17 protein-coding genes and 2 pseudogenes are annotated in these 20,336 nt (G+C 71.8%); 10 read left to right on the top strand and 9 right to left on the bottom strand.

Annotation, left to right across the window (positions count from 1 at the left end; genetic code table 11):
• Nucleotides 1-46: 46 nt before the first annotated feature.
• Together ACZ4S3_RS22225 and ACZ4S3_RS22220 are read left to right on the top strand one after the other, a co-directional pair.
• Nucleotides 47-889, top strand: a complete 843-nt coding sequence (locus ACZ4S3_RS22225; RefSeq protein WP_467936769.1) for a pyrimidine reductase family protein — start codon at nucleotides 47-49, stop codon at nucleotides 887-889.
• Nucleotides 890-1,044: 155 nt separating this feature from the next.
• The gene (locus ACZ4S3_RS22220; RefSeq protein ID WP_467936767.1) at nucleotides 1,045-1,512 is read left to right on the top strand and encodes an indole-3-glycerol phosphate synthase; all 468 of its coding nucleotides are present in this window, start codon (nucleotides 1,045-1,047) and stop codon (nucleotides 1,510-1,512) included.
• 42 nt (nucleotides 1,513-1,554) lie between these two features.
• Here the strand turns inward: ACZ4S3_RS22220 and ACZ4S3_RS22215 are convergent, their stop codons facing one another.
• Entirely contained in the window at nucleotides 1,555-2,235 is a 681-nt protein-coding gene (locus ACZ4S3_RS22215; RefSeq protein WP_467936765.1) for an ABC transporter ATP-binding protein, read from the bottom strand.
• Nucleotides 2,232-3,302: an ABC transporter permease gene (locus ACZ4S3_RS22210; protein ID WP_467937017.1), complete on the bottom strand. Its 1,071-nt coding sequence runs from the start codon at nucleotides 3,300-3,302 to the stop codon at nucleotides 2,232-2,234. Before ACZ4S3_RS22210 ends, ACZ4S3_RS22215 begins: the two co-directional genes overlap by 4 nt.
• A gap of 199 nt (nucleotides 3,303-3,501) precedes the next feature.
• Here ACZ4S3_RS22210 and ACZ4S3_RS22205 point away from each other — a divergent pair, with 199 nt between their 5' ends.
• The 4 genes from ACZ4S3_RS22205 to msrB all read left to right on the top strand — a co-directional run bounded on the left by ACZ4S3_RS22205 (nucleotide 3,502) and on the right by msrB (nucleotide 7,329).
• Nucleotides 3,502-4,737, top strand: coding sequence for a sensor histidine kinase (locus ACZ4S3_RS22205; protein WP_467936763.1), 1,236 nt, complete (start codon nucleotides 3,502-3,504; stop codon nucleotides 4,735-4,737).
• A 17-nt stretch (nucleotides 4,738-4,754) separates the two neighbouring features.
• Nucleotides 4,755-5,402: a response regulator gene (locus tag ACZ4S3_RS22200; RefSeq protein ID WP_467936761.1), complete on the top strand. Its 648-nt coding sequence runs from the start codon at nucleotides 4,755-4,757 to the stop codon at nucleotides 5,400-5,402.
• 103 nt (nucleotides 5,403-5,505) lie between these two features.
• Nucleotides 5,506-6,906: a UDP-N-acetylmuramate--L-alanine ligase gene (gene murC, locus ACZ4S3_RS22195; RefSeq protein WP_467936759.1), complete on the top strand. Its 1,401-nt coding sequence runs from the start codon at nucleotides 5,506-5,508 to the stop codon at nucleotides 6,904-6,906.
• A 15-nt stretch (nucleotides 6,907-6,921) separates the two neighbouring features.
• Nucleotides 6,922-7,329: a peptide-methionine (R)-S-oxide reductase MsrB gene (msrB, locus tag ACZ4S3_RS22190; protein WP_467936757.1), complete on the top strand. Its 408-nt coding sequence runs from the start codon at nucleotides 6,922-6,924 to the stop codon at nucleotides 7,327-7,329.
• Between the two features lie 718 nt (nucleotides 7,330-8,047).
• Here msrB and ACZ4S3_RS22185 read toward each other — a convergent pair.
• Nucleotides 8,048-10,411, bottom strand: coding sequence for a helicase C-terminal domain-containing protein (locus ACZ4S3_RS22185; RefSeq protein WP_467936755.1), 2,364 nt, complete (start codon nucleotides 10,409-10,411; stop codon nucleotides 8,048-8,050).
• 146 nt (nucleotides 10,412-10,557) lie between these two features.
• Between ACZ4S3_RS22185 and ACZ4S3_RS22180 the strand changes: the two are divergent.
• Nucleotides 10,558-10,773 (top strand): annotated as a pseudogene (locus ACZ4S3_RS22180) (peptide-methionine (R)-S-oxide reductase); the annotation flags it as partial.
• On the opposite strand, the gene ACZ4S3_RS22175 reads toward ACZ4S3_RS22180, so the two are convergent.
• The 3 genes from ACZ4S3_RS22175 to ACZ4S3_RS22165 all read right to left on the bottom strand — a co-directional run bounded on the left by ACZ4S3_RS22175 (nucleotide 10,770) and on the right by ACZ4S3_RS22165 (nucleotide 14,067).
• Nucleotides 10,770-11,429, bottom strand: coding sequence for a 4'-phosphopantetheinyl transferase family protein (locus ACZ4S3_RS22175; protein ID WP_467936753.1), 660 nt, complete (start codon nucleotides 11,427-11,429; stop codon nucleotides 10,770-10,772). The pseudogene ACZ4S3_RS22180 and the gene ACZ4S3_RS22175 sit on opposite strands and share 4 nt — an antisense overlap.
• Nucleotides 11,426-12,382: a metallophosphoesterase family protein gene (locus ACZ4S3_RS22170; RefSeq protein ID WP_467936751.1), complete on the bottom strand. Its 957-nt coding sequence runs from the start codon at nucleotides 12,380-12,382 to the stop codon at nucleotides 11,426-11,428. The genes ACZ4S3_RS22175 and ACZ4S3_RS22170 overlap by 4 nt, the downstream gene beginning before the upstream one ends.
• Nucleotides 12,383-12,444: 62 nt before the next feature.
• Nucleotides 12,445-14,067: a PucR family transcriptional regulator gene (locus tag ACZ4S3_RS22165; RefSeq protein WP_467936749.1), complete on the bottom strand. Its 1,623-nt coding sequence runs from the start codon at nucleotides 14,065-14,067 to the stop codon at nucleotides 12,445-12,447.
• A gap of 169 nt (nucleotides 14,068-14,236) precedes the next feature.
• Here ACZ4S3_RS22165 and ACZ4S3_RS22160 point away from each other — a divergent pair.
• A pseudogene (locus ACZ4S3_RS22160) lies at nucleotides 14,237-14,386 on the top strand (cytosine permease); the annotation flags it as partial.
• A gap of 181 nt (nucleotides 14,387-14,567) precedes the next feature.
• On the opposite strand, the gene ACZ4S3_RS22155 reads toward ACZ4S3_RS22160, so the two are convergent.
• Nucleotides 14,568-15,317: a GntR family transcriptional regulator gene (locus ACZ4S3_RS22155; protein WP_467936748.1), complete on the bottom strand. Its 750-nt coding sequence runs from the start codon at nucleotides 15,315-15,317 to the stop codon at nucleotides 14,568-14,570.
• Between the two features lie 265 nt (nucleotides 15,318-15,582).
• Between ACZ4S3_RS22155 and ACZ4S3_RS22150 the strand changes: the two genes are divergently transcribed.
• Entirely contained in the window at nucleotides 15,583-16,737 is a 1,155-nt protein-coding gene (locus tag ACZ4S3_RS22150) for an ABC transporter substrate-binding protein (protein WP_467936746.1), read from the top strand.
• Nucleotides 16,738-16,999: 262 nt separating this feature from the next.
• Here ACZ4S3_RS22150 and ACZ4S3_RS22145 read toward each other — a convergent pair whose 3' ends face one another.
• Complete coding sequence (locus ACZ4S3_RS22145) at nucleotides 17,000-17,218, bottom strand: hypothetical protein (RefSeq protein ID WP_467936744.1); 219 nt, start codon at nucleotides 17,216-17,218, stop codon at nucleotides 17,000-17,002.
• Between the two features lie 499 nt (nucleotides 17,219-17,717).
• Nucleotides 17,718-19,505: a malto-oligosyltrehalose trehalohydrolase gene (gene treZ / locus ACZ4S3_RS22140; RefSeq protein ID WP_467936742.1), complete on the bottom strand. Its 1,788-nt coding sequence runs from the start codon at nucleotides 19,503-19,505 to the stop codon at nucleotides 17,718-17,720.
• 276 nt (nucleotides 19,506-19,781) lie between these two features.
• Here treZ and ACZ4S3_RS22135 point away from each other — a divergent pair, with 276 nt between their 5' ends.
• Nucleotides 19,782-20,327, top strand: a complete 546-nt coding sequence (locus ACZ4S3_RS22135) for an FHA domain-containing protein (protein WP_467936740.1) — start codon at nucleotides 19,782-19,784, stop codon at nucleotides 20,325-20,327.
• Nucleotides 20,328-20,336: the final 9 nt, after the last annotated feature.

The following is a 20,336-nucleotide window of genomic DNA, read 5'->3' as shown; positions in this document are numbered from 1 at the left end:
CCGGGCACCCCTCGGCCCGGTGAGCGAGGCATGTCACACTGCCGCCATGCGATGCCTGTATCCACCATTCGCTCAGCAAACCGGCCGGTCCGCGGGGGCGAGTGACGCCCCCGAGTCCACGTCCGGGCCGGTGCCGGCGGACACCTCGGACCGGGAGTGGACGCTGGACGAGCTGGCCGACGCCTATGCGTATCCGGCGGCGGACGATCCCGTACGGGCCGGCCGCACCGGCTGGCTGCGCGCGAACATGGTCTCCTCCATGGACGGCGCGGCCCATCACGAAGGCCGCTCCCAGCCGCTCTCCGGTGACGCCGATATGCGGATCTTCGGCGTCCTGCGGGGCCTGGCGGACGCGGTGGTGGTCGGCGCCGAAACGGTCCGGCAGGAGGGCTACCGGCCGGCCCGCGCGCGCGAGGCGTTCGCCGCCCGGCGGGCCGCCGCGGGCCAGAGCCCGGCCGCCGCCATCGCCGTGGTGAGCGCGGGCCTCGGCCTGGACTTCACGCTGCCGCTGTTCACCGCGCCCCTGGTGCCCACCCTCGTACTGACCGGCGCCGCCGCCCCGTCGGACCGGGTGAACGAGGCGCGCGCCGCGGGCGCCGAGGTGCTCTTCGCGGGCGAAGGGCTGGGCGTGGATCCCGCGCGGGTGGCCGGGGTGCTGGCCGAGCGAGGGCACACCCGGCTGCTCACCGAGGGCGGGCCGTCGCTCCTGGGGCAGTTCGCGGCGGCCGGGGCGCTGGACGAGATGTGCCTGTCGCTGGCCCCGGTGGTCGCCGTCGGCGATGCGCCGAGGGTCATGAACGGCCCCGCGGTGCCGGTTCCGGAGCGGTTCGTCCTGGCGTCCGTTCTGGAGGAGGCCGGGTTCCTGTTCACCCGATACCGTCGGTCCTGACAATGATCGGAATTATCAGTTCCGCTTAGCTTCCGTTGGGCACACTAAAGGCCAACAGGCCCCGTGTGGCGACGGGGCAGGATGGTTTCTGTGGGTTTCGTGCCATGCGAGGCCCGAAGAGAAGAAGGGCGTCCGCCGTGTTCACGAGCGTATTGATGATCGAGAAGCCTCTGACGCCCGCCGACGTGGAGTTTGTGAGCACCCTGCACGGCGATGAGCAGGGATCCTTCGTCGTCCTCATGCAGCCGCGCGGCAAGCAGGACGTCCTGCTGCGGGCCATCGACGACGTCGCACTGGGCGAATTCGACGACGCCGTACGGGAGGGCGAGGAGATCACGGCGGAGCTCCCCGTCGAGCGCGCCCTGACCCACACCCTGGCCTCGCTGCGCGCCACCGGGGCGGAGGCCGTCGGACAGGTGGTCGAGGAGCACCCGCTGGACCTCCTGCGGTCCGTCGTCGACCAGACGCATGCGGACGAGGTGATCGTGCTGACCGCGCCGCACTTCGTCGAGGAGTTCTTCCACCGCGACTGGGCCTCCCGCGCCCGCCACATGGTCGGCGTGCCCGTGCTCAAGCTCTTCTCGCACGCCCCCGACGAGCCGGCCAAGGGCGGCGAGAGCTAGCCGCCCCTCAGCCTGCCGCCCCCCCCCCCCAGGCCCGCCGCCTCACGCCCGTAGCGGGGCGCTCAGCCGGCCGTCCAGCACCTCGGCGATCTCGTCCACCGCATCCAGATGCGAACGGTCGTGGGTGACCAGCACCGTCGCGGTCGCGCGCTGACGGGTGAGCGTGGTCAGCAGATCGAGCACCGCGGCGCCCCGCTCCCGGTCCAGCGCGCTGGTCGGCTCGTCCACCAGCAGGACGGCCGGCTCGTTCATCAGCGCCCGCGCGATATTGATCCGCTGCCGCTGGCCGCCCGACAGCTGGTGCGGCCGCCGGTCGGCCTGCTCCTGCAGCCCGACCGCCGCCAGCAGCTCCAGCGCCCGCCGCCTGGCCTTACGGGGCGAGCGGCCGTCCAGGTGGGCCATCACCTGCAGCTGCTCGGCGGCCGTCAGAGACGGCAGCAGATTCGGCTGCTGGAAGACCGTGCCGATGCTGGTGCGCCGCAGCGTCGTCAGCTCGCCGCGGCTCAGCCCCGCGGTGTCCGTGCCGTTGATCACCACCCGCCCGCGGTCCGGGGTGATCAGCGTCGCGGCCACCGCCAGCAGGCTCGACTTGCCGGATCCGGACGGGCCGATCACCGCCGTCATCCGGCCGGCCGGTACGGCCAGCGAGACCGCGTCCAGGGCGGTCAGCCGGCCGCCGCCGTCGGGGTAGGTCAGGGTGACATCGGTCAGTTCGAGGCTCATCGGGCACTTCCCAGGGCGGTCAGCGGGTCTACGGACGTGATGCGGCGGATGGACAGCGCGGCCCCGACGGCACCCAGCGCGATCATGATCAGGGCCGGGACCAGCACAGTGGCGGGATCGAGGACGAACGGCACGGTGCCCCCGACGGCGGCGCCCACCCCGGCCGCCACGGCGGTCCCCAGGCCCGTACCGGTCACCAGGAGGACGACGGCCTGGCCGAGCGCGTCCTTGAGCAGATACCGGGTCGAGGCGCCCAGCGCCTTCAGGACGGCGACATCGCCGCTGCGCTGGATCGTCCACACCGTGAAGAACGCGCCGATGACCAGCGCCGAGATGGCGAACAAAAAGCCGCGCATCAGCTGCAGCGAGCCGTTCTCGGCGCTGTAGGAGCCGATGGCCTTCAGGGCGTCGCCGGCCGTGACGGTCTCGGTGCCCAGCCTCTTGTCGGCGGCGCTCAGATCGGCCGCCCCGGTGGTGGACAGCGCCAGCACGGTCGCGCCACCGGAGCCGCCGGTCAGCTGCCGCCAGGTCCCCAGCGACGTCCAGACGACGGGCGTGTGGCTGTACATCGCCGCGTCCGACACCGCCGTCACCTTCACCGTGCGGCCGCCCAGGGTGAGCGAGCCCCCGGCCCGTACGCCCAGCGACGCAGCGGCCTTCTGGGACAGCACCGCCTCGCCGTCACCGACCGGCGCCCCGCCCGGCCCCAGCGGCGACCCGGAACGTATCCCGAAGGCCGACACCGCCGCGGTCCGGCTCCCCGCCTCCGCCTTCGTCGTGGCGATCCCCAGCGGCTCGGCGCCGCGCACACCGGGCACCCGCGCCCAGTCCCGTACGGTCCGCTCCGGCAGCCGCGAATCGGTGAACGAGACGGCGCTGCCCCCGGCGGGCGCCGAGAACACCAGGTGGTCGGCGGGCAGCCCGGTGATCGCCGAGGTGTTCTCCCGGCCCAGGCCCGCCGTCAGGCCCGACAGCAGGCCCACCAGCACCGTGATCAGCACAATGACGGTGCCCATCAGGGCGAACCGCCCCTTGGCGAACCTCAGGTCTCTCCAGGCGACGAACACAGGCTTTGCCATCCTCGGATCCGGGCGCCGGACCCCACTGCCCGGCGGCTGGCCCCCACACTCCCCGCCGCCACGGCATCGGGCATCGCGCCGGGGAGTGGTCCGCCGGGATCGAAGGATGCGGCCCGCGCTCCACCTTTTGATTGATGCCGCGGGCCGGACCGGCCCTTAGCCTGAAGAAGCCGTGACCGAAGACGCCATGACCGAACGAACCGGGAGTGATCACTCCCTCACCCCCGTGCTGCGGGTGCTGCGCACCTGCCTCCACCTGATGGTGGCCGCGCTGCTCGCGCTCGCCTGCGTACGGGCGGTCGCCGACCACACCGCCGACGCCCCGGCCGTCATCGTCACCGCCGTGGCCCTCTTCGCCCTCTACGCCGCGGGCCCCGCGCTGCCCCGGGTCCGCACCTCCGCCCCCGCCGCCGCCCTCTGGCTGGGGGCCGTGACGGTCCTGTGGATGGTGCTGCTCGCCCTCACCCCGGACGGCGTCTGGCTGGCCTTCCCGCTGTTCTTCGTACAGATGCATCTGCTGCCGCTGCGCGCGGCGCTGCCCGCCGTCGTGGCCACCACCGTCATCGCCATCGCCGGATTCGGCCGGCACACCCATACGCTCGGCGTCGGCACGGTCGTCGGCCCCGCGCTCGGCGCGGCCGTCGCGGTCGCCGTCGTCCTCGGTTACGAGGCGCTCTACCGGGAGAGCGAGGCCCGCCGCCGCCTCATCGAGGAGCTCACCGCCGCCCGCAGCGACCTCGCCGCCGCCGAACACGCCGCCGGGGTCCTCGCCGAGCGGGAGCGGCTGGCCCGCGAGATCCACGACACCCTCGCGCAGGGTCTCTCCAGCATCCAGCTGCTGCTCCGGGCCGCCGAACGCGCCCTGCCGGAGCGGCCCGGCACGGCCCTCGGCCATGTCCGTCAGGCCCGCGTCGCCGCCGTTGACAACCTGGCCGAGGCCCGCCGCTTCGTGCGCGCCCTCAGCCCGCCCGACCTGGAGGCCGGCTCGCTGCCCGCCGCCCTGGAACGGCTCTGCGCCACCACCGCCCACGCCGCCGGCCTCGCCGTGCACTGCCACGTATCCGGCGCCCCCACCGAGCTCCCCACCCCGCACGAGGTCGCCCTGTTGCGCATCGCCCAGTCCGCGCTCGCCAACACCGTCCAGCACGCCGCCGCCGACCGCGTCGAGCTGACCCTCAGCTACATGGACACCGAGGTCGCGCTGGACGTCGTCGACGACGGCGCCGGCTTCGTCCCCTCCAAGGTCCCCGCTCCCGGCTCCGCGGCCGCCTCCGGTACCGGCTTCGGGCTCGCCGCCATGCGCGCCCGTGCCCGCGCCCTGCACGGCACGCTCGCCGTCGAATCCGCCCCCGGAGAGGGCACCGCCATCGCCGTCACCCTGCCGTGCCCCGTCGCACCCGTCACCCCGGAGGCCGCCTCGTGACCGCCGCGGATTCCCCTGTGCTCGAGCAGGGAGGCGCCCCCACCATCCGGCTGCTGCTCGCCGATGACCACCCCGTCGTACGGGCCGGACTGCGCGCCGTCCTGGAGACCGAACCGGACTTCGAGGTCGTCGCCGACGTCCCCACCGCCGAAGGGGCCGTCGGCCTCGCCGCCCGGCTCGACGTCGACGTCGTCCTGATGGACCTCCAGTTCGGCGGCAAGATGCTCGGCTCCCAGGCCACCGCAGCCATCACCGCCCGCGAGGGCGCCCCCCGCGTCCTGGTCCTGACCACCTACGACAGCGACGCCGACATCCTCGCCGCCATCGAGGCCGGCGCCACCGGCTACCTCCTCAAGGACGCCCCGCCCGAGGAGCTCGCCGCCGCCGTTCGCACCGCCGCCGCCGGAAAGTCCGCCCTCGCGCCCACCGTCGCGCTCCGCCTGATGGACCGCATGCGCACCCCCGCCACCGCCCTTTCCCGCCGCGAGACCGAGGTCCTCCAGCTCGTCGCCGACGGGCTGTCCAACGCGCAGATCAGCAAGCAGCTCTTCCTCAGCCAGGCGACCGTCAAGTCCCACCTTGTCCACATCTACGCGAAACTGGGCGTCGACTCCCGCACCTCCGCGGTCGCCGCCGCCACCGGGCAGGGCCTGATCCGCCGCTGAGCGACCATGGCGACGCGGACTGTCGGTGCCGGGTGCGAGAATCACCAGGAGCACCAGAGCACGACCGGCACGACAGCCCGCGACGATTCAGGGAGACCCACCCATGGCACCCGCCATCCCAGCCTCGATGGACCGGCCGCACTTCATCGGTATCGGCGGAGCCGGTATGTCGGGCATCGCCAAGATCCTCGCGCAGCGCGGCGCCAAGGTGGCGGGCAGTGACGCCAAGGAGTCCGCGACCGCCCAGGCCCTGCGCGACCTCGGGGCCACCGTCCACATCGGCCACGCCGCCGGACATCTCGCCGCGGACGCCACCAGCGTCGTCGTCTCCTCCGCGATCCGCCCGGACAACCCCGAGCTCGCCGCGGCTCAGGAGCGCGGCATCCCCGTCGTCCACCGCTCCGACGCTCTCGCCGCGCTCATGGACGGCCTGCGCCCCATCGCCGTGGCGGGCACCCACGGCAAGACGACCACCACCTCCATGCTGGCCGTCTCCCTCACCTCGCTCGGCCTCAAGCCGTCGTACGCGATCGGCGGCGACCTGGACGCCCCCGGCTCCAACGCGGAGCACGGCGCGGGCGAGATCTTCGTCGCCGAGGCCGATGAAAGCGACCGCAGCTTCCACAAGTACGCCCCCGAGGTCGCCATCGTCCTCAACGTCGAGCTGGACCACCACGCCAACTACGCCTCGATGGACGAGATCTACGAATCCTTCGAGACCTTCGTCGGCCGCATCCGCCCCGGCGGCACCCTGGTCATCGCCGCCGACCACCCCGGCGCCCGCGAGCTGACCGACAAGATCTCCGGCCGCTACGACATCGAGATCGTCACCTACGGCGAGTCCAAGGACGCCGACGTCCGCATCCTCAAGGTCAACCCCCGCGGCCTGACCAGCGATGTCACCGTCACCCTCACCAGCGGCAAGATCCTCACCTTCACCGTCTCGGTGCCCGGCCGGCACTACGCCCACAACGCCGTCGCCGCCCTCGCCGCCGGCGTCGCCCTGGACCTGCCGCCGCACAACCTCGCCTCCGCGCTCGGCACGTACACCGGCGTCAAGCGCCGCCTCCAGCTCAAGGGCGAGGCGGCCGGCGTCCAGGTCATCGACTCCTACGCCCACCACCCGACGGAGATGACCGCAGACCTCGAAGCCATCCGGGGCGCCGTCGCCGAGGACTCCCGGGTCCTGGTCGTCTTCCAGCCGCACCTCTTCTCCCGCACCCAGGAGCTCGGCGCGGAGATGGGCCAGGCGCTCGCCCTCGCCGACTCCTCCGTCGTCCTGGACATCTACCCGGCCCGCGAGGACCCGATCCCGGGCGTCACCAGCGCCCTGATCACCGATGCCGCCCGCGCCGCCGGCGCCGATGTCACCGCCGAGAGCGCCAAGGAGGCCATCCCGGACCTCATCGCCGGAATGGCCAAGCCCGGTGACTTTGTTCTCACCATGGGCGCGGGCGATGTGACCGACCTCGGCCCCGCCATCCTGACCCGCCTGGGCAGCTGAGCTGAGGAGGCCCCGATGCCGTACGAGATCGACAAGCCCGACGACCAGTGGCGCACCGAACTGACCCCCGCGGAGTACCACGTCCTCCGCGAGGCCGGCACGGAGCCCGCCTTCGTAGGCGAATACACCGACACCAAAACCGCAGGCATCTACTCCTGCCGTGCCTGCGGCGCCGAACTCTTCCGCTCCGACACCAAGTTCGAGAGCCACTGCGGCTGGCCGAGCTTCTGGGATGCACGCAACTCGGAAGCGGTCGAACTTCTGTCCGATAGTTCACACGGAATGGTGCGGACGGAGGTCCGCTGCGCGAAGTGCGGCTCGCACCTTGGGCACGTCTTCGAGGGTGAGGGGTACCCGACGCCGACGGACCAGCGGTACTGCATCAACTCCATCTCCCTGCGGTTGATTTCGGACGAGGGCTGAGCTCTGCATCGGCTGTAGCTGGTCGAGGGTGGGGCTGAACGCGCCCCACCTCCTGAGGCTGCGGAAATACGCTGATTTGAGGATGACAGCGTGCTGGGCGAAGGCCACGGGTTTTGTGCCGGGCGCGTCCGTACGCTGCCCGGCACACCATTGCCGACCTCGACCGTCGCCGGAACCGGTGCTCCTGGTGGACCGGCCGGGCAGTTGCTGTGCCGGCCTCACGCGAGGCACGGTCCGCTGGGGCGCTGGCGGCACCGTGCTCACGAGTATGTGCTGCACGCCACTCGCGTGGGGCCGCGGCAGGCTGATTCCTCCCTCGCGCAGCCCGTGGGAGTAGCGGACGACCTGGCTGGGGGTTGGGCCCGACTGGTGAGGTCTTCGTGCTTCGACGCCGACGGACCAGCGGTACTGCATCAACTCCATCTCCCCGCGGTTGATCCCGGACGAGGGCTGACCGGACCACTCAGCGAGCAGAGCCTCATGACGTGTAAGCGAATCTGGTGGGGGCGACTCTCGTTTGCGGGGCCCGCCGCCACGCTCGGAAGGCGGTCTTGCCGGCCTGCAGTCGGCCGCGGGTGGGCGTCCCGAGGCTGCCGCGGGGCGAGGACGCGGAGCCGGCTGGGTTGGCAGCGGCGAGGAGAGCCCCCTGGCTGGAGGTCGTCGGAACGCAGGAGACGGCCGAGGTGGCGCCGTATGGTGCCGGCCAGGCCGGCGTGGATCAGGTGGGCATGACGGCCTGGATGCGGGAGAGCGTGAAGACCCGTTGGTCTTCGCGGAGGTGGCAGTACGCGGAGAGGAGGGGCGGATCGAGTTCGAGCTCGCTCACCGTGCGGATGGTCCGGTTCCCTGAGACCGCGATGTATTCGAGGGTGATGGGTTCGTCTTCGTGGATGGCGTGGGCGAGCTGCCGGATGTCCGTCAGGTTCAGGCCCTTCGCGTATCCGGCGACGATCTCTTCGGTATCGGTCCGGAAGGGGATGCCGTGCTCCGGGTCGGGGTGGGGTTCGTGGTCCGGGGCCGCCAGCAGGCGCAGCGCGAGGCCGTCGCCAGGAGCGTCGTGGGGGGTTCGTTGCCGGGGCCGGGGAAGGGGCCGCGTGGCACGGGGCTGCTCGGGCCGTTCTAGGCGGACCGCTCCGTCCTCCGCTTCGGCGACCGGTGCGTACCCTTCGGCACGCAGCGCGTCCAGCGCCGTGGGCAGCAGGGCGCGGCAGAGCAGGACGGTCGGAGCCAGGCTGCGCAGTCCGAGCCGGGACAGGTTGCGGTGGGCGGCGATCTCGGCCAGCAGTGCCGTGTCGTTGCTGTGGATCACGCACGCGGTGGCGGCGAGGCGGACCCGTCCGTGGATACGCGCGGTGTCGGCGATCAGGTAGGTGAGGCTCTGGGGCAGTGGACCGTCCACGGCGTCGGAGAGGTCGGACCGGATCCCGGCCGGAGTACGGCCCGCGTCCAGCGCCCGGCGCAGTGATGACGGACCGAACCGCCAGACGGACGCCGTGCCATGGGCCTCCCGGTCGGCGAGTGAGTCCAGGAGCGCCGCGAGACGGCCGCTGGGGGTACCCATCACCACCGCGGTGAGGTCCGCTCCGATATGGGCCTTTGACACGGCGCCCGGCAGCAGGCGCCGGGCATGCGTGCGCAGGAGGTCTTCGTCGTCGTGCAGCAGGGCCGCGCCGAACGGGGACAGGGCGCCGCGGGCCAGGACCCCCAGCAGCCCGGACTCCCGGATCAGTCCGGCGAACGGCGTGGTGTCCTGCGGCAGTTCGTGGGCCAAGGGCCGGTGCCAGGCCACGAGCGGTCCCAGGGCGGCCGGGTTCCGTACGCCGCGCGAGCCCGGAAGGCCGGCTGCCGCGGTGAGCAGCCCCTGGCGGGCCACCAGGCAACCGGCGCAGGGGGGTGTACGCGCCACGGCCGGCAGAGCTTTTCCCTCGTCGTCACGGGAGTCGGAGGGAGTGCGGCCGAGCAGCCACCAGGCATGGAGGAGAGAGGAGAACTGGTCGGTGGGTTCCTGCTCGGCCCATCCGTCGTACGCCTCTGTGACGGACAGCGCGCGCTTCTCGTAGGCCAGCAGCCCGGCGGCGTAGGCGGTCTCCAGCGCCAGGCGTACCACCGGCTCGTCACACCCGACAGCCTTGCCGAGGCGGGCCAGTTCGCGTGCTCCGATGCCGCCGGACTTCAGCACGGTTACGGGGCGGGCCGCGCATTCCCCCAGCAGTGCGCCGGCCTGCCCGGTGAAGGACGCGGCCGCGGCTGCTGCGTCACTCTCCACTTCCGAGGCGGTGAGGGATACGAGCGGGAGCTCGGGCGGCTCCGGATCGAAAGGGGCGTGCCAGTCGGGACCGCGCACGGCGTGTGTCACCTCGGCAGGCACCCGCGCCGGCTCCACCGACCAACCCCGGCCCGCCAGCAGGGCCCGTTCCCGTAGCCAGAGTTCTGCGGGATCCTCGCTGACCGAGCCGTACACGATGGGTGCCTGTTCGAGGCGGATACGCCGCTCCAGAAGGTCCCTGGCCCGTGGTGGCGCGGAGTCGATCAGTACCTGCAGCCGGCCGGGGTCACGATGGTGAGCGAGTACCGCGTCAAGGCGCTCCCGCTTCCTGGTGCCGGGGGTGAGCCCCAGCGTCGTCGCGATCCTGCGCAGCTCGTCGGATGTCGTGCCGGACAACAGCTCGTCGAGCCCGGGCCCGAGACCGAGGGGTGTCTCCCAGGCATCACGCAGTGCCGTCGCCATGTGCAGTTCGCCGTCCGGGCCGGGCCAGACGAGTGCGTGCCCGCCGAGTGTGCGCAGCGCTGTGTCGAGGCGCGCGGTATCCGTGCCGAGCAGGCTCTCCAGTTCCGTACGCGGGGCGGGTGCGTCCAGGGCGGCGAGTGCTTCGGCGGTCTGGAGACAGGGCAGCGGCAGCAGCGGTAACGCCCGTGAGACCGACCCCGGACGTTGCAGCCGGTCGGCAAGCTCACCGAGGGTGCGCGGTTCCGGTGCGCATGCGCAGTCCGGGCGCGCGTCGAGGACACCCTGCAGCCGATCGGCATCGAGGGTTCGCAGCCAGCGCGTCAGCGCAGAGCTGTGGGAGCTGCTGATGACCATCACCTGTTCTGGGAGAGCGGTTTCCGGAACCCGGCCCCACGGTAACGCGGTCAGCGAACCGGGAATGAGCAGGCTTGACAGTCGGCCCGCGGGCCTATGGCTCAGGTGCTCCGCCGGGAAGCGCGCACGAGTAGCGTGAATCCACGAGCCATGACGGCCGGCCATCCTGCCGCGCCCCCAAGGACTCCGACGCCGTGGAACTCATCGAGGACCTCTCCCACGGCATGGTCTGCACCGAGGCCAGGTGCGCCCGCTGTGGCTCCCACTTGGGCCATGTCTTCGCGGGCGAGGGGTATCCGACGCCCACGGACCAGCGGTACTGCATCAACAGCATTTCGCTGCGGCTGGCGGCGGACGGCTAACGGCCGACCACGACCGCCGTCACCACCAACCCCGCCCCCACCATCCACCGTCCGCTGAATTCCTCGATGACCCTCCCGGCGATCACCGGGCCGGGGACGAGGAGGCGGGCGGTGAAGGTGGCGTCGGTGGCGTCGAGGGTGATGCGGGCGTCCTCGAAGCCGAGCCAGCGGCCGGTGAGGGGGTACCACGCCTTGTAGACGGATTCCTTGGCGCTGAATATCAGGCGGTCCCAGCTGATGTCGGGCTCGAGGGTGGCCAGATGAGAGAGCTGGGGGCGTTCCTCGGGCAGGGTGACCAGGCGGATGACGCCGGGGTCCCCGATGGGCTCGTTGGGTTCCGCGTCCAGGCCGACGGCGTGCACGTCCGTCGCGCGCGCCACCGCCGCGGCGCGATAGCCGGTGCAGTGGGTCATCGCGCCGACGATGCCGTCCGGCCACTGGGGGGCGCGGGCGGGGCCGGGGAGTATGGGGGCGGGGTCGATGCCGAGTTCGGCGAGTGCGGTGCGGGCGCAGCGGCGTACGGTACCGAACTCGCTTTGGCGGTGCGGGACCGCGCCCGCCACCAGCGCCAGCTCCTCGGGGAACATCGCGGACAGCGGGTCGTCCTGGAATGCCTCGGCGGTCCGTAAGGGCGCCGGCAGCAGCTTTTCGATCATGCGCGGGTTCCAGTGGTGTCGGGGGTGACGGCGGTGATGGCGGGCAGGATCTGCACCGGTCGGCCCGGCGGGGAGGAGCGGCGGTGCCATTCGCGCGGGTAGCCGAGCGAGACCTCCTGGTGGGGCACGCCGTCGCAGATCAGCAGCCGGGGGATGTGGAGATGGCCGTAGACCACGGCCGCGGCCCGGAACCGGCGGGGCCAGTCGGCGGTCGCCTCGGTGCCGCACCACAGCGCGAACTCCGGATGCCACAGCGGCCGGACGGGTTCGCGGACCAACGGGAAGTGGTTGACGAGCACGGTGGGCAACTCCTGCGGTACGGCGGCGAGTCTGGCCTCGGTGGCCGCCAGCCGCGCCTGGCACCAGGCCTCGCGCGTCGGATACGGGTCCGGGTGCAGGAAGAACTCGTCGGTGCAGACCACCCCGGCCTCCTCGGCGGCGGTGAGAGCCGCCTCCTTGGAGTCCAGCCCCGGCATCCGGAACGAGTAGTCATAGAGGAGGAAGAGCGGCGCGATGGCGACCGGGCCGCCCTCGCCCTCCCAGACCGGATAGGGGTCCTCGGGGGTGATGACCCCCAACTCCCGGCAGATATCGATGAGATGTTCATAGCGTGCGACGCCGCGCAGCTGTACCGGGTCGTTGGCGGGCGTCCACAGCTCGTGGTTGCCCGGTACCCACACCACCTTGGCGAAGCGGTCGCTGAGCAGGGTGAGCGCCCAGCGGATGTCGGCGATGTACTCGCCGATGTCGCCGGCGATCAGCAGCCAGTCGTCCTCGGACTCGGGCCGCAGTCGCTCGACGATGTCGCGGTTCTCGTCGTACCGGACGTGCAGATCGCTGACGGCCACCAGGGTGCCGTGCCCGCGCCTCGGGCCGGCGCCCCGGTCCGGCGGCGGGCCAAGGGCGGGCGTCGCGGCGCTCTCCGGGGGAATGCTGCGGATCTCGTAAGTCATGGTCGAAGTAAAGACGGTGGCGGGGTGAGAGTGAAGAGCGCTTGGTGTCCGGCGCGTTGCGCCTATCGGCGCGGCGGGGCCGGGGGCCGGTGCGTGGCCGGGGAGCCGGCGGTGCCGGGGGAGGGGGCGCCGCCGCGGCGGATGCGGGTGGCCAGCCACAGGTCGAAGCGGTCGTCGGGGTCATCGAGCCGGCGGCCGGTGAGGTCCATCGCCTTGTCGAGGCGGTTGCGTACGGTGTGGCGGTGCACGCCGAGCCGCCGGCTGGTGGCGTCCCAGGCACCGCCGGTCTCCAGCCAGGCCGCCAGCGTGGCGATCAACTCCTCGCCGTTGTCGGCCAGATCGAGCGGGCCGAGCACCGTGTCGGCGTATCCGTGCAGCGTACGGCGGTCGCCCAGGTCGAGCAGCAGCCTGCTGGCCTCGCTCTGCCGGGCCTCGGCGGGCGCGCCGCTCGACCGGCTGACGGCGAGCAGCCCGGCCGCCTGGCGCAGCGAGACCCGTACCGCTTCGGGGGCGGCGGCCGGACCGATCCCGGCCGCGCAGCCCGGGGCGAACCGGCCGAGCACCTCGCGGATGTCCAGATCCTCGCCGACGACCGCCTCGATGACCTCGCCCGTCACCCTGACCAGCCCGCCGGGCATGGCCAGCGCCAGATCGGCGGCCATCTCCTGCGCGGCGCCCTCGGCGGGCTTCGCGGCCGCCGCCCCGCGCTCCGCAGCACCGTTCCGGCCGGCCCCGGCCTCCACCGCGACGCCCCGCACCCGTTCGGCGGTCACACCGGCCGAGGCCAGCATGTCGCGGGCCCGCCCACTGGAGAGCTCCTCGTCGGCCAGGAGCTCCGACAGCAGTGCCGACCGGCGGCGGCGCTCCGGCTCATCGCGCAGATGGCGCCGCTCCAGCTCCAGCGAGAGCAGCGAGACCAGACCCGGTACGACCGAACGGGCGGCGTCGTCCGGGCGGCCGGTGAGCAGCAGCAGCCCGCGCAACCGCCGGGCGCCGAGCGGCTGGACCTCCAGCTGCCGCCCCGCCGCCGTACTGGAGGCGCTGCCGCGCAGTCCGCGCGCCGCGACCCGTTCGATCAGATCCCGCGCTTCCGCCAGCGGCGGGCTCGTCTCCCGCTCGCCCGCCGCGAGCAGCCGCCCCAGCGGGTCGAGCACCGCCGCACCCACCCCGGTGGCGGCCGTCCACTCCTCCAGCATCGGCCGCAGCCCGTTGTCGGCCGCCGCGGCCGTCAGCCGCCGCTGGGTGGCGAACGCCCGGTGCAGCACCTCGCGCCGCTCATCGGCCCGCGCGTCGAAGACCGCCTTGGTCACCGCGATGAACGGCACCTCGTCCGGCACCGTCAGCAGCGGCAGGCCGGCCTCCTCGGCGGCTCGCACCAGCGGCTCGGGCGCCTCCTGGTAGGGCAGGCCCTGCCCGAGGCCCAGTGCCAGACACGCCGCCCCGCCCTCGGCCACATCCCGTACGTATGCCCGGCACGCGGCCGGCTCCATGGGCAGCAGCAGGCCGATGGTCATCAGCAGCTCACCGCCCTGCAGCCACTTCCCCGGGACCAGCAGATCCGAGACGGTGGCCGCCTCGATGGTGCGCGTCAGCAGCTGCGGCGGCACGTCATAGGTGACCGACAGATTCAGGTCGGGCCGGGCCAAGAGGTCGGAGATATGCAGCGGCATAGACATAGTGTCCATCACATATCTATGGGGTGGACGATCGGGCGATCGAGTCCCGGTGGCGCGACGCCCTAAGTTCACACCACCGCGGATTCGCTGTAGACCGCAACTACTGCGGTTACCGAACCACTGCAGCCACTGCAGAACCCGCTGAGACCTGTCGCCACGCCCCCCAGGAGAGACCCGCATGGATCCCACGTCCCCCAGGGAAGGTACGAGCGAGGGGCGAGGATCCCGTGTGATCGAGGTCCGCTCCATCGATTACGTCCCCGTCCGCGAACGGCACGGAAAGGTGTGGCACCAGGGACCCTTCTGGTTCACCGGGAACTTCGTGCTGAATTCTCCGCCTGAGCGGTCTTGCGAAAGTCAGGTGCTGCCGCGCGGAGAAGGGCGTCCCGCTGTGCGAGGGCCTGCTCGATGGTGGCCTGCGGTTCTTCGGTCGATGGACAGGCCCGGATGGGAATGAAGGCACAGCCTCCACCATCTGCCCACCGAGCAGCCGGCTCGGGCAAGACCGCTCAGCTCATGGCGGGGCCCGTTTTGCGAGCCAGCGTGTTGTTCCTTGTCGAGTTGTGGACGCTGAAGCTCACGGCGTCCGAGCGGTAGCGGTCGTCCGACCACTCCACGGGGCGCCCTGCGCGTGTTGTGGTGACCCGCCGTACGCGCAGCAGCGGGCTGGTACGACGCACGCCGAGGAGCTCGGCGTCCTGGGCGCCCGCCGCCACGGCGTCGATCTGATGCTCGCCGTACGCGAAGACCAGGCCCTCGTCCTCGTACAGCCGCTGTGTCACGGACGGGCACTCGGGCTCGATGCGCTCGACGGTGGGGGCGATCCAGTCCGCGTACACGGTCCGCTCCAGCAGCACCTGCTCGCCGTCCAGACCGCGTACCCGCAGGATGTGCAACACCGGTGCGCCGGGCGGGAGTTGAAGTCGCGCGGAGTCCTCCGGCGTCGCGGGGCGGTATGCGGACGACACCACGTGTCCGGACGCCTCGCGGCCCATCGCGTGCGCCCACTGCGCGAAACTGCACAGCTCGGTGAAGCTCTGACTGCGGCGGCCGGCCAGGACCACACGGCGGGCGCCCTGGCGTGACCCGATGCGTCCCTCGGCGGTCAGGGCCGCGACGGCCTGGCGGACCGTGCCGCGCGAGACGCCGTAGTGGGCCGCGAGTTCGGTCTCCGCGGGGAGCAGGCTGCCCACGGTGTAGTCCTGGCGGTCGATCGCCCGCCTCAGCTCTTCGGCGATCTCCTCGTGTCGTGCCGCCATGCTTCCTCTCTCGCGCGGAGTTGTGCGCAAAGTGTGCAGCGCGGCCGGCCTGGCGACGTGCAGTGTGACCCCCGCGAGCTGCGATCGTGAGGGAATCGGAGTCATTAGTTTAACCAATGTTCACCTAATAGACGCCATTGTTGGGCCTACTTAGGCCCAACTTGTTCAGACAAGTCGCCGGACAAGTGCTCACCCCCCACGTGCATCCCCTGTGTGGCCCCGCAGGAATCCCCTCAACCCCTCTGTGCGCACCCCTGGAGAGACCGTGACCGTGTTCCTGCCGAGGACCGCCGTCCTCACCGGCGTCCTCGCCGGCACCGCCGCCCTCGCCCTCAGCGCCTGTGGCGCGGCCCCCGACGCGTCGACCGGCGCCGACGGCAAGAGCGCGGCCACCGCGTCCACGGCCAAGGACTTCGGCGGCATCGACGCCCTGGCCGAGGCGGCCAAGAAGGAGGGCTCGCTGCATGCGATGGCGCTGCCCCGCGACTGGGCCAACTACGGCGCCCTGATCGACGGCTTCAAGAAGAAGTACGGCATCAAGGTCGAGGTCGAGAACCCGAACGGCGCCAGCCAGGACGAGATCAACGCGGTCACCTCGCGCAAGGGCCAGGACCGCGCGCCCGACGTCCTGGACCTCGGCAGCTCCTTCGCGCAGAGCGCCGCCCAGCAGGGGCTGCTCGCGACGTACATGGTCGCCGGTTTCGCTGACATCCCCGATGTCCAGAAGGACTCGATCGCCCGCTGGGCAAACGACTACGGCGGCTACATCTCCTTCGGCTGCGATGCCAAGCGTGTGCAGACCTGCCCGACCAGCTTCAAGGATCTGCTCAAGCCGCAGTACAAGGGGCAGGTCGCGCTCAACGGCAGCCCCAGCAAGTCGGGTTCGGCCTTCGGCGCCGTGTACGCGGCGGCCCTCGCCAGCGGCGGCTCCTTCGACGACATCCAGCCCGGCATAGACTTCTTCGCCAAGCTGAAGAAGAACGGCAACTACACGCCCGTCGAATCCACCCCGGCCACCGTCGAGAAGGGCGAGACGCCGATCAGCATCGACTGGGACTACCTCAACGCCGGGTACACCAACGAGTTCAAGTCCAAGGGCCTCGACTGGACGGTCGCGGTCCCCACGGACGGCAAGTTCTCCCAGTACTACTCGCAGGCGATCAACACGTATGCGCCGCACCCCGCGGCCGCGCGCCTGTGGCTGGAGTACCTCTACAGCGCCGAGGGCCAGAACCTCAGACTCAGGGGATACGCCCGCCCGGCTCTGATGACCGCCATGAAGAAGGCCGGCACGCTCGACAAGACCGCAGCGGCGAAGCTGCCGGCGGTCTCCGGCACGCCGAGCTTCCCGTCCGAGTCCCAGCAGAACAGTGCCAAGGTCTTCATCAGCCAGTACTGGAGCGATGCCGTTTCCAGGTGACCGCGCCCCGCATCAGGGCCGACGTGGTGCCCGCCGCCTCCTCCCAGCGGCGGCACCGCGCGGCCGGCTGACTCGCCGTCCTCCCGCCGCTCGCCTCCCCTGAAGCGGAAGGCCCGCGGTGGCAGTGAGTGGCTTGTGGTCGTGGTTGGTGCCGGTTCGGTGGCTCGTCGTGTCACAGGCCGCCTGGCGGTCTTCGCCGAAACGCGGGAACCCCGGGACGGAGGGTCCCGGGGTTCCGTGCGTCTTGCCGCAGACGCTGCCGTCAGACGCCGGAGGTCTGCACCGTGGCGAGACCGGCGACCTGCGAGACGGGCAGGGCGGGGGCGAGGGACTGGGCGGTGCCGACGACATCGCCGATGCTCACAGCGGCGCCGTGCCCGGCAACCTCGCCGCCGGCGCTTGCGATGCCTCCGGAGATACCGTCCAGCTCGCTGTCGGAAATCTCGCAGGAGTCGATCTTGGCGGTGAAGTCGTTGCGCATGGCGTGGCCTTCCCTTTAACGCTCTGAATTACTGAAACTGGATTACTGAAAGTCGTGCCGACGACCAAAACCAGACGCCGTATCGACGACTCGTGCACTCGCAGGATGCAACCACGTCGGCGGGTTGCCGGGCAACTTTCCTTCCGGTTTCTTTACCTGAGGGAAATGCAAGCGGCGCAATCGCTCTGACCTGGGCTTCTGTGGCTCCTGGGGTGACGAATCCCCTGGCGTGGCACCTACTGGACAACCCTTGGGGAAAGCCGTGCACGGGCCTTGCGCGGTCATATCCGCATCGTATGCATCGCGGGCGCGGCCTTGCAGGTGGGGGTAAAACGGCATTTAGGGGCGGCGTCGCCCGTGTAACCAACCGTGCAATTAGCTGCGGAATTGCTCCCCGTCCGGAATTGTCTGCTGTCTCCGGTGATGCCGGTGACGCCGGTAATGCCGGTGATATGGCCCAACGGGACTCATACGCCCCCAAGCTGCAAGAAGGCACCGCTCAGAGAACTTCCCGCACCACGACCACCGACTCCGCCCCCACCCGCACCACCCCGTCACCGTCAGGCCCGCCCCCCTCGCCCCACGCGGCCAGCACCTCCAGCTCCGGGCGCGGCCCCCCGTCCGTGCCCACCGGGACGGCCACCGCGGCGCCCCGGGCCAGATTGACGACCACCCGGACGGCCCCGCGCCGCAGGACCAGCCAGCGGGCCCCCTCGTCGTAAGTGACCTGGGTGCGGGCCGGATCCGGATCCGTCAGGGCCGCTACGGTGCGGCGCAGACCGAGCAGTGTCCGATGCCAGGACAGCAGCGCGGCATGCGGTTCGTCGTCGGGTTCGGTCCAGTCCAGGACGCAGCGGGACCGGGTCGCCGGATCCTGCGGGTCCGGCCAGTCGGCGGCCGCACCGCCCCAGTCGTGAGCGGCGAACTCCCGGCGCCGTCCGTCCCGTACGGCCTGGGCGAGGTCCGGGTCCGTGTGGTCGGTGAAGTACTGCCAGGGCGTCCGCGCGCCCCACTCCTCGCCCATGAAGAGCATCGGCGTGAAGGGGGCGCACAGGACAAGCGCGGCCGCGCAGGCCAGCAGGCCGGGGGAAAGCGTGGCGGTGAGGCGGTCACCGAGGGCGCGGTTGCCGATCTGGTCGTGGGTCTGGGCATAGGCCAGCAGGCGGTAGGGGGGTGTGCGGCGCGGGTCCAGGGGGGCGCCGTGGGTGCGGCCGCGGAAGCTGGAGTACGTACCGTCGTGGAAGAAGCCGCCGGTCAGGGTCTTGGCGAGGGCGGCCAGCGGGGCGCGGGCGAAGTCGGCGTAGTAGCCGTGGGATTCGCCGGTGAAAGCGGTGTGCAGGGCGTGGTGGAAGTCGTCGTTCCACTGGGCGTGCAGGCCGTGGCCGCCGGACGCACGCGAGGTGGTGGTCACCGGATCGTTGCGGTCCGACTCGGCGATCAGGAACAGCGGGCGCCGCAGATGGCCGGCCAACGCCTCCACCTCGGCGGAGAGTTCGGCCAGGAAGTGCCGGGCGCGGGTGTCGTGCAGCGCGTGAACGGCGTCCAGTCGCAGCCCGTCGATGCGGTAGTCGCGCAGCCAGCCCAGCGCGCTGCCGATGAGATAGCGGCGTACCTCATCCGACCCGGGAGCGTCGAGATTGACCGCCGTCCCCCAGGGCGTGTGATGGGCATCGGTGAAGTACGGGCCGAATGCGGGGAGATGGTTGCCGGACGGACCGAGGTGGTTGTGGACGACGTCGAGGACGACCCCGAGACCGTGCCCGTGCGCGGCGTCCACGAACCGCTTGAGCCCGTCCGGTCCGCCGTACGGCTCGTGTACCGCCCACGGGGCGATGCCGTCGTATCCCCAGCCATGCGTACCGGGGAACGGGCACACCGGCATCAGGGAGATATGGGTGATGCCCAGGTCGGCGAGGTGCCGCAGACGGTCGGCCGCGGCGTCGAAGGTGCCCTGGCGGGTGTACGTGCCGATGTGCAGCTCGTAGAGGACGGCGCCGGGCAGCGGGCGGCCGGGCCACGGGTGCCGCCAGGCGAAGAGGCCGTGGTCGACGACCGCGCCGGGACCGCCGGGGCCGTCAGGCAGACGGGCGGCGCGCGGATCGGGCAGCGGCGGGCCGCCGTCGAGGCGGTAGGCGTAGCGGTCGCCGTCGCGGGCCCGCGCCTCGGCGCACCACCAGCCGTCGCGGTCCGTATCGCGCTCCAGAGCGAGTGCGGGTTCGCCGGACCGGTCGCCCGCCCACTGGAGGGCGACCTGCCCGGCGTTCGGTGCCCAGACCTCGAACAGCACGGCTGCCTCCTTGGTTTGTGGCCCCTGGGGGCGCGCTCCGCTCCCGGTTGCGGACTTCCCGTGCACCGGGTTCAGGAGGTCCCCGGCGCCCCGCTTTCTGACGACGAAAGCACGCCGCCGCCCCGTCCGGCACCCCGACGTGGCGACATGGCGCGACTTCGCGCCGGTAATTGCGCCATTCCGCCGCCCCGTCGAACGGCCCGCCGCCCCGCCCCCGCCCGCTCGTGAGGCACACATCGCCTGGACAGCGGCTCGCGGTCGCCGGAGAATCACGTCATGACTTCGCTCGAGTTCCCCGCACGGCCGGCGCGCCCGTCGGACGCCGACCGGGAACGCGCCCTCGACCTGCTGCGCGACGGCGCGGCGCAGGGACGGCTGTCCCAGGACACCTTCCTGCGCCGACTGGAACTCGTCCTCACCGCCCAGCAGCACTCCGATCTCGCCCTGGCCACCGCCGACTTGGAAAGCCGCGGCAAGGTCCAGGGGGCGGTGCTGCGGATGGTCGGCCGGATATCGGCATTCCACATCCGGGTGCGCCGCGCATGGCGTACGGAACGGCTGCCCAAGCTGCTGCTGCCCGCACCGGGCCCCTTCCCGCTGCTCGTGGGACGGGCACCCGGCGTGGGCCTGCGGCTCAACCACGAGACGGTCTCCCGCGCCCATGCCGAACTGCGCAGCGTGGGCAGCGGCTGGATGCTGCGCGACCTCGGCTCCACCAACGGCACCTGCGTCAACGGGCGCCGCGTGGTGGGCGAGGTGCCGGTCGGGCCGGGCGACCACATCACGTTCGGCCGGGTCGACTACGTCCTGACGGAGCGCTGAGCGCCCCGC

The sequence above is a fragment of the Streptomyces sp. NPDC028368 genome, from assembly GCF_055565615.1.
Note: the sequence above shows the minus strand (reverse complement) of the source record. Positions and strands in the feature narration are given on the sequence as shown.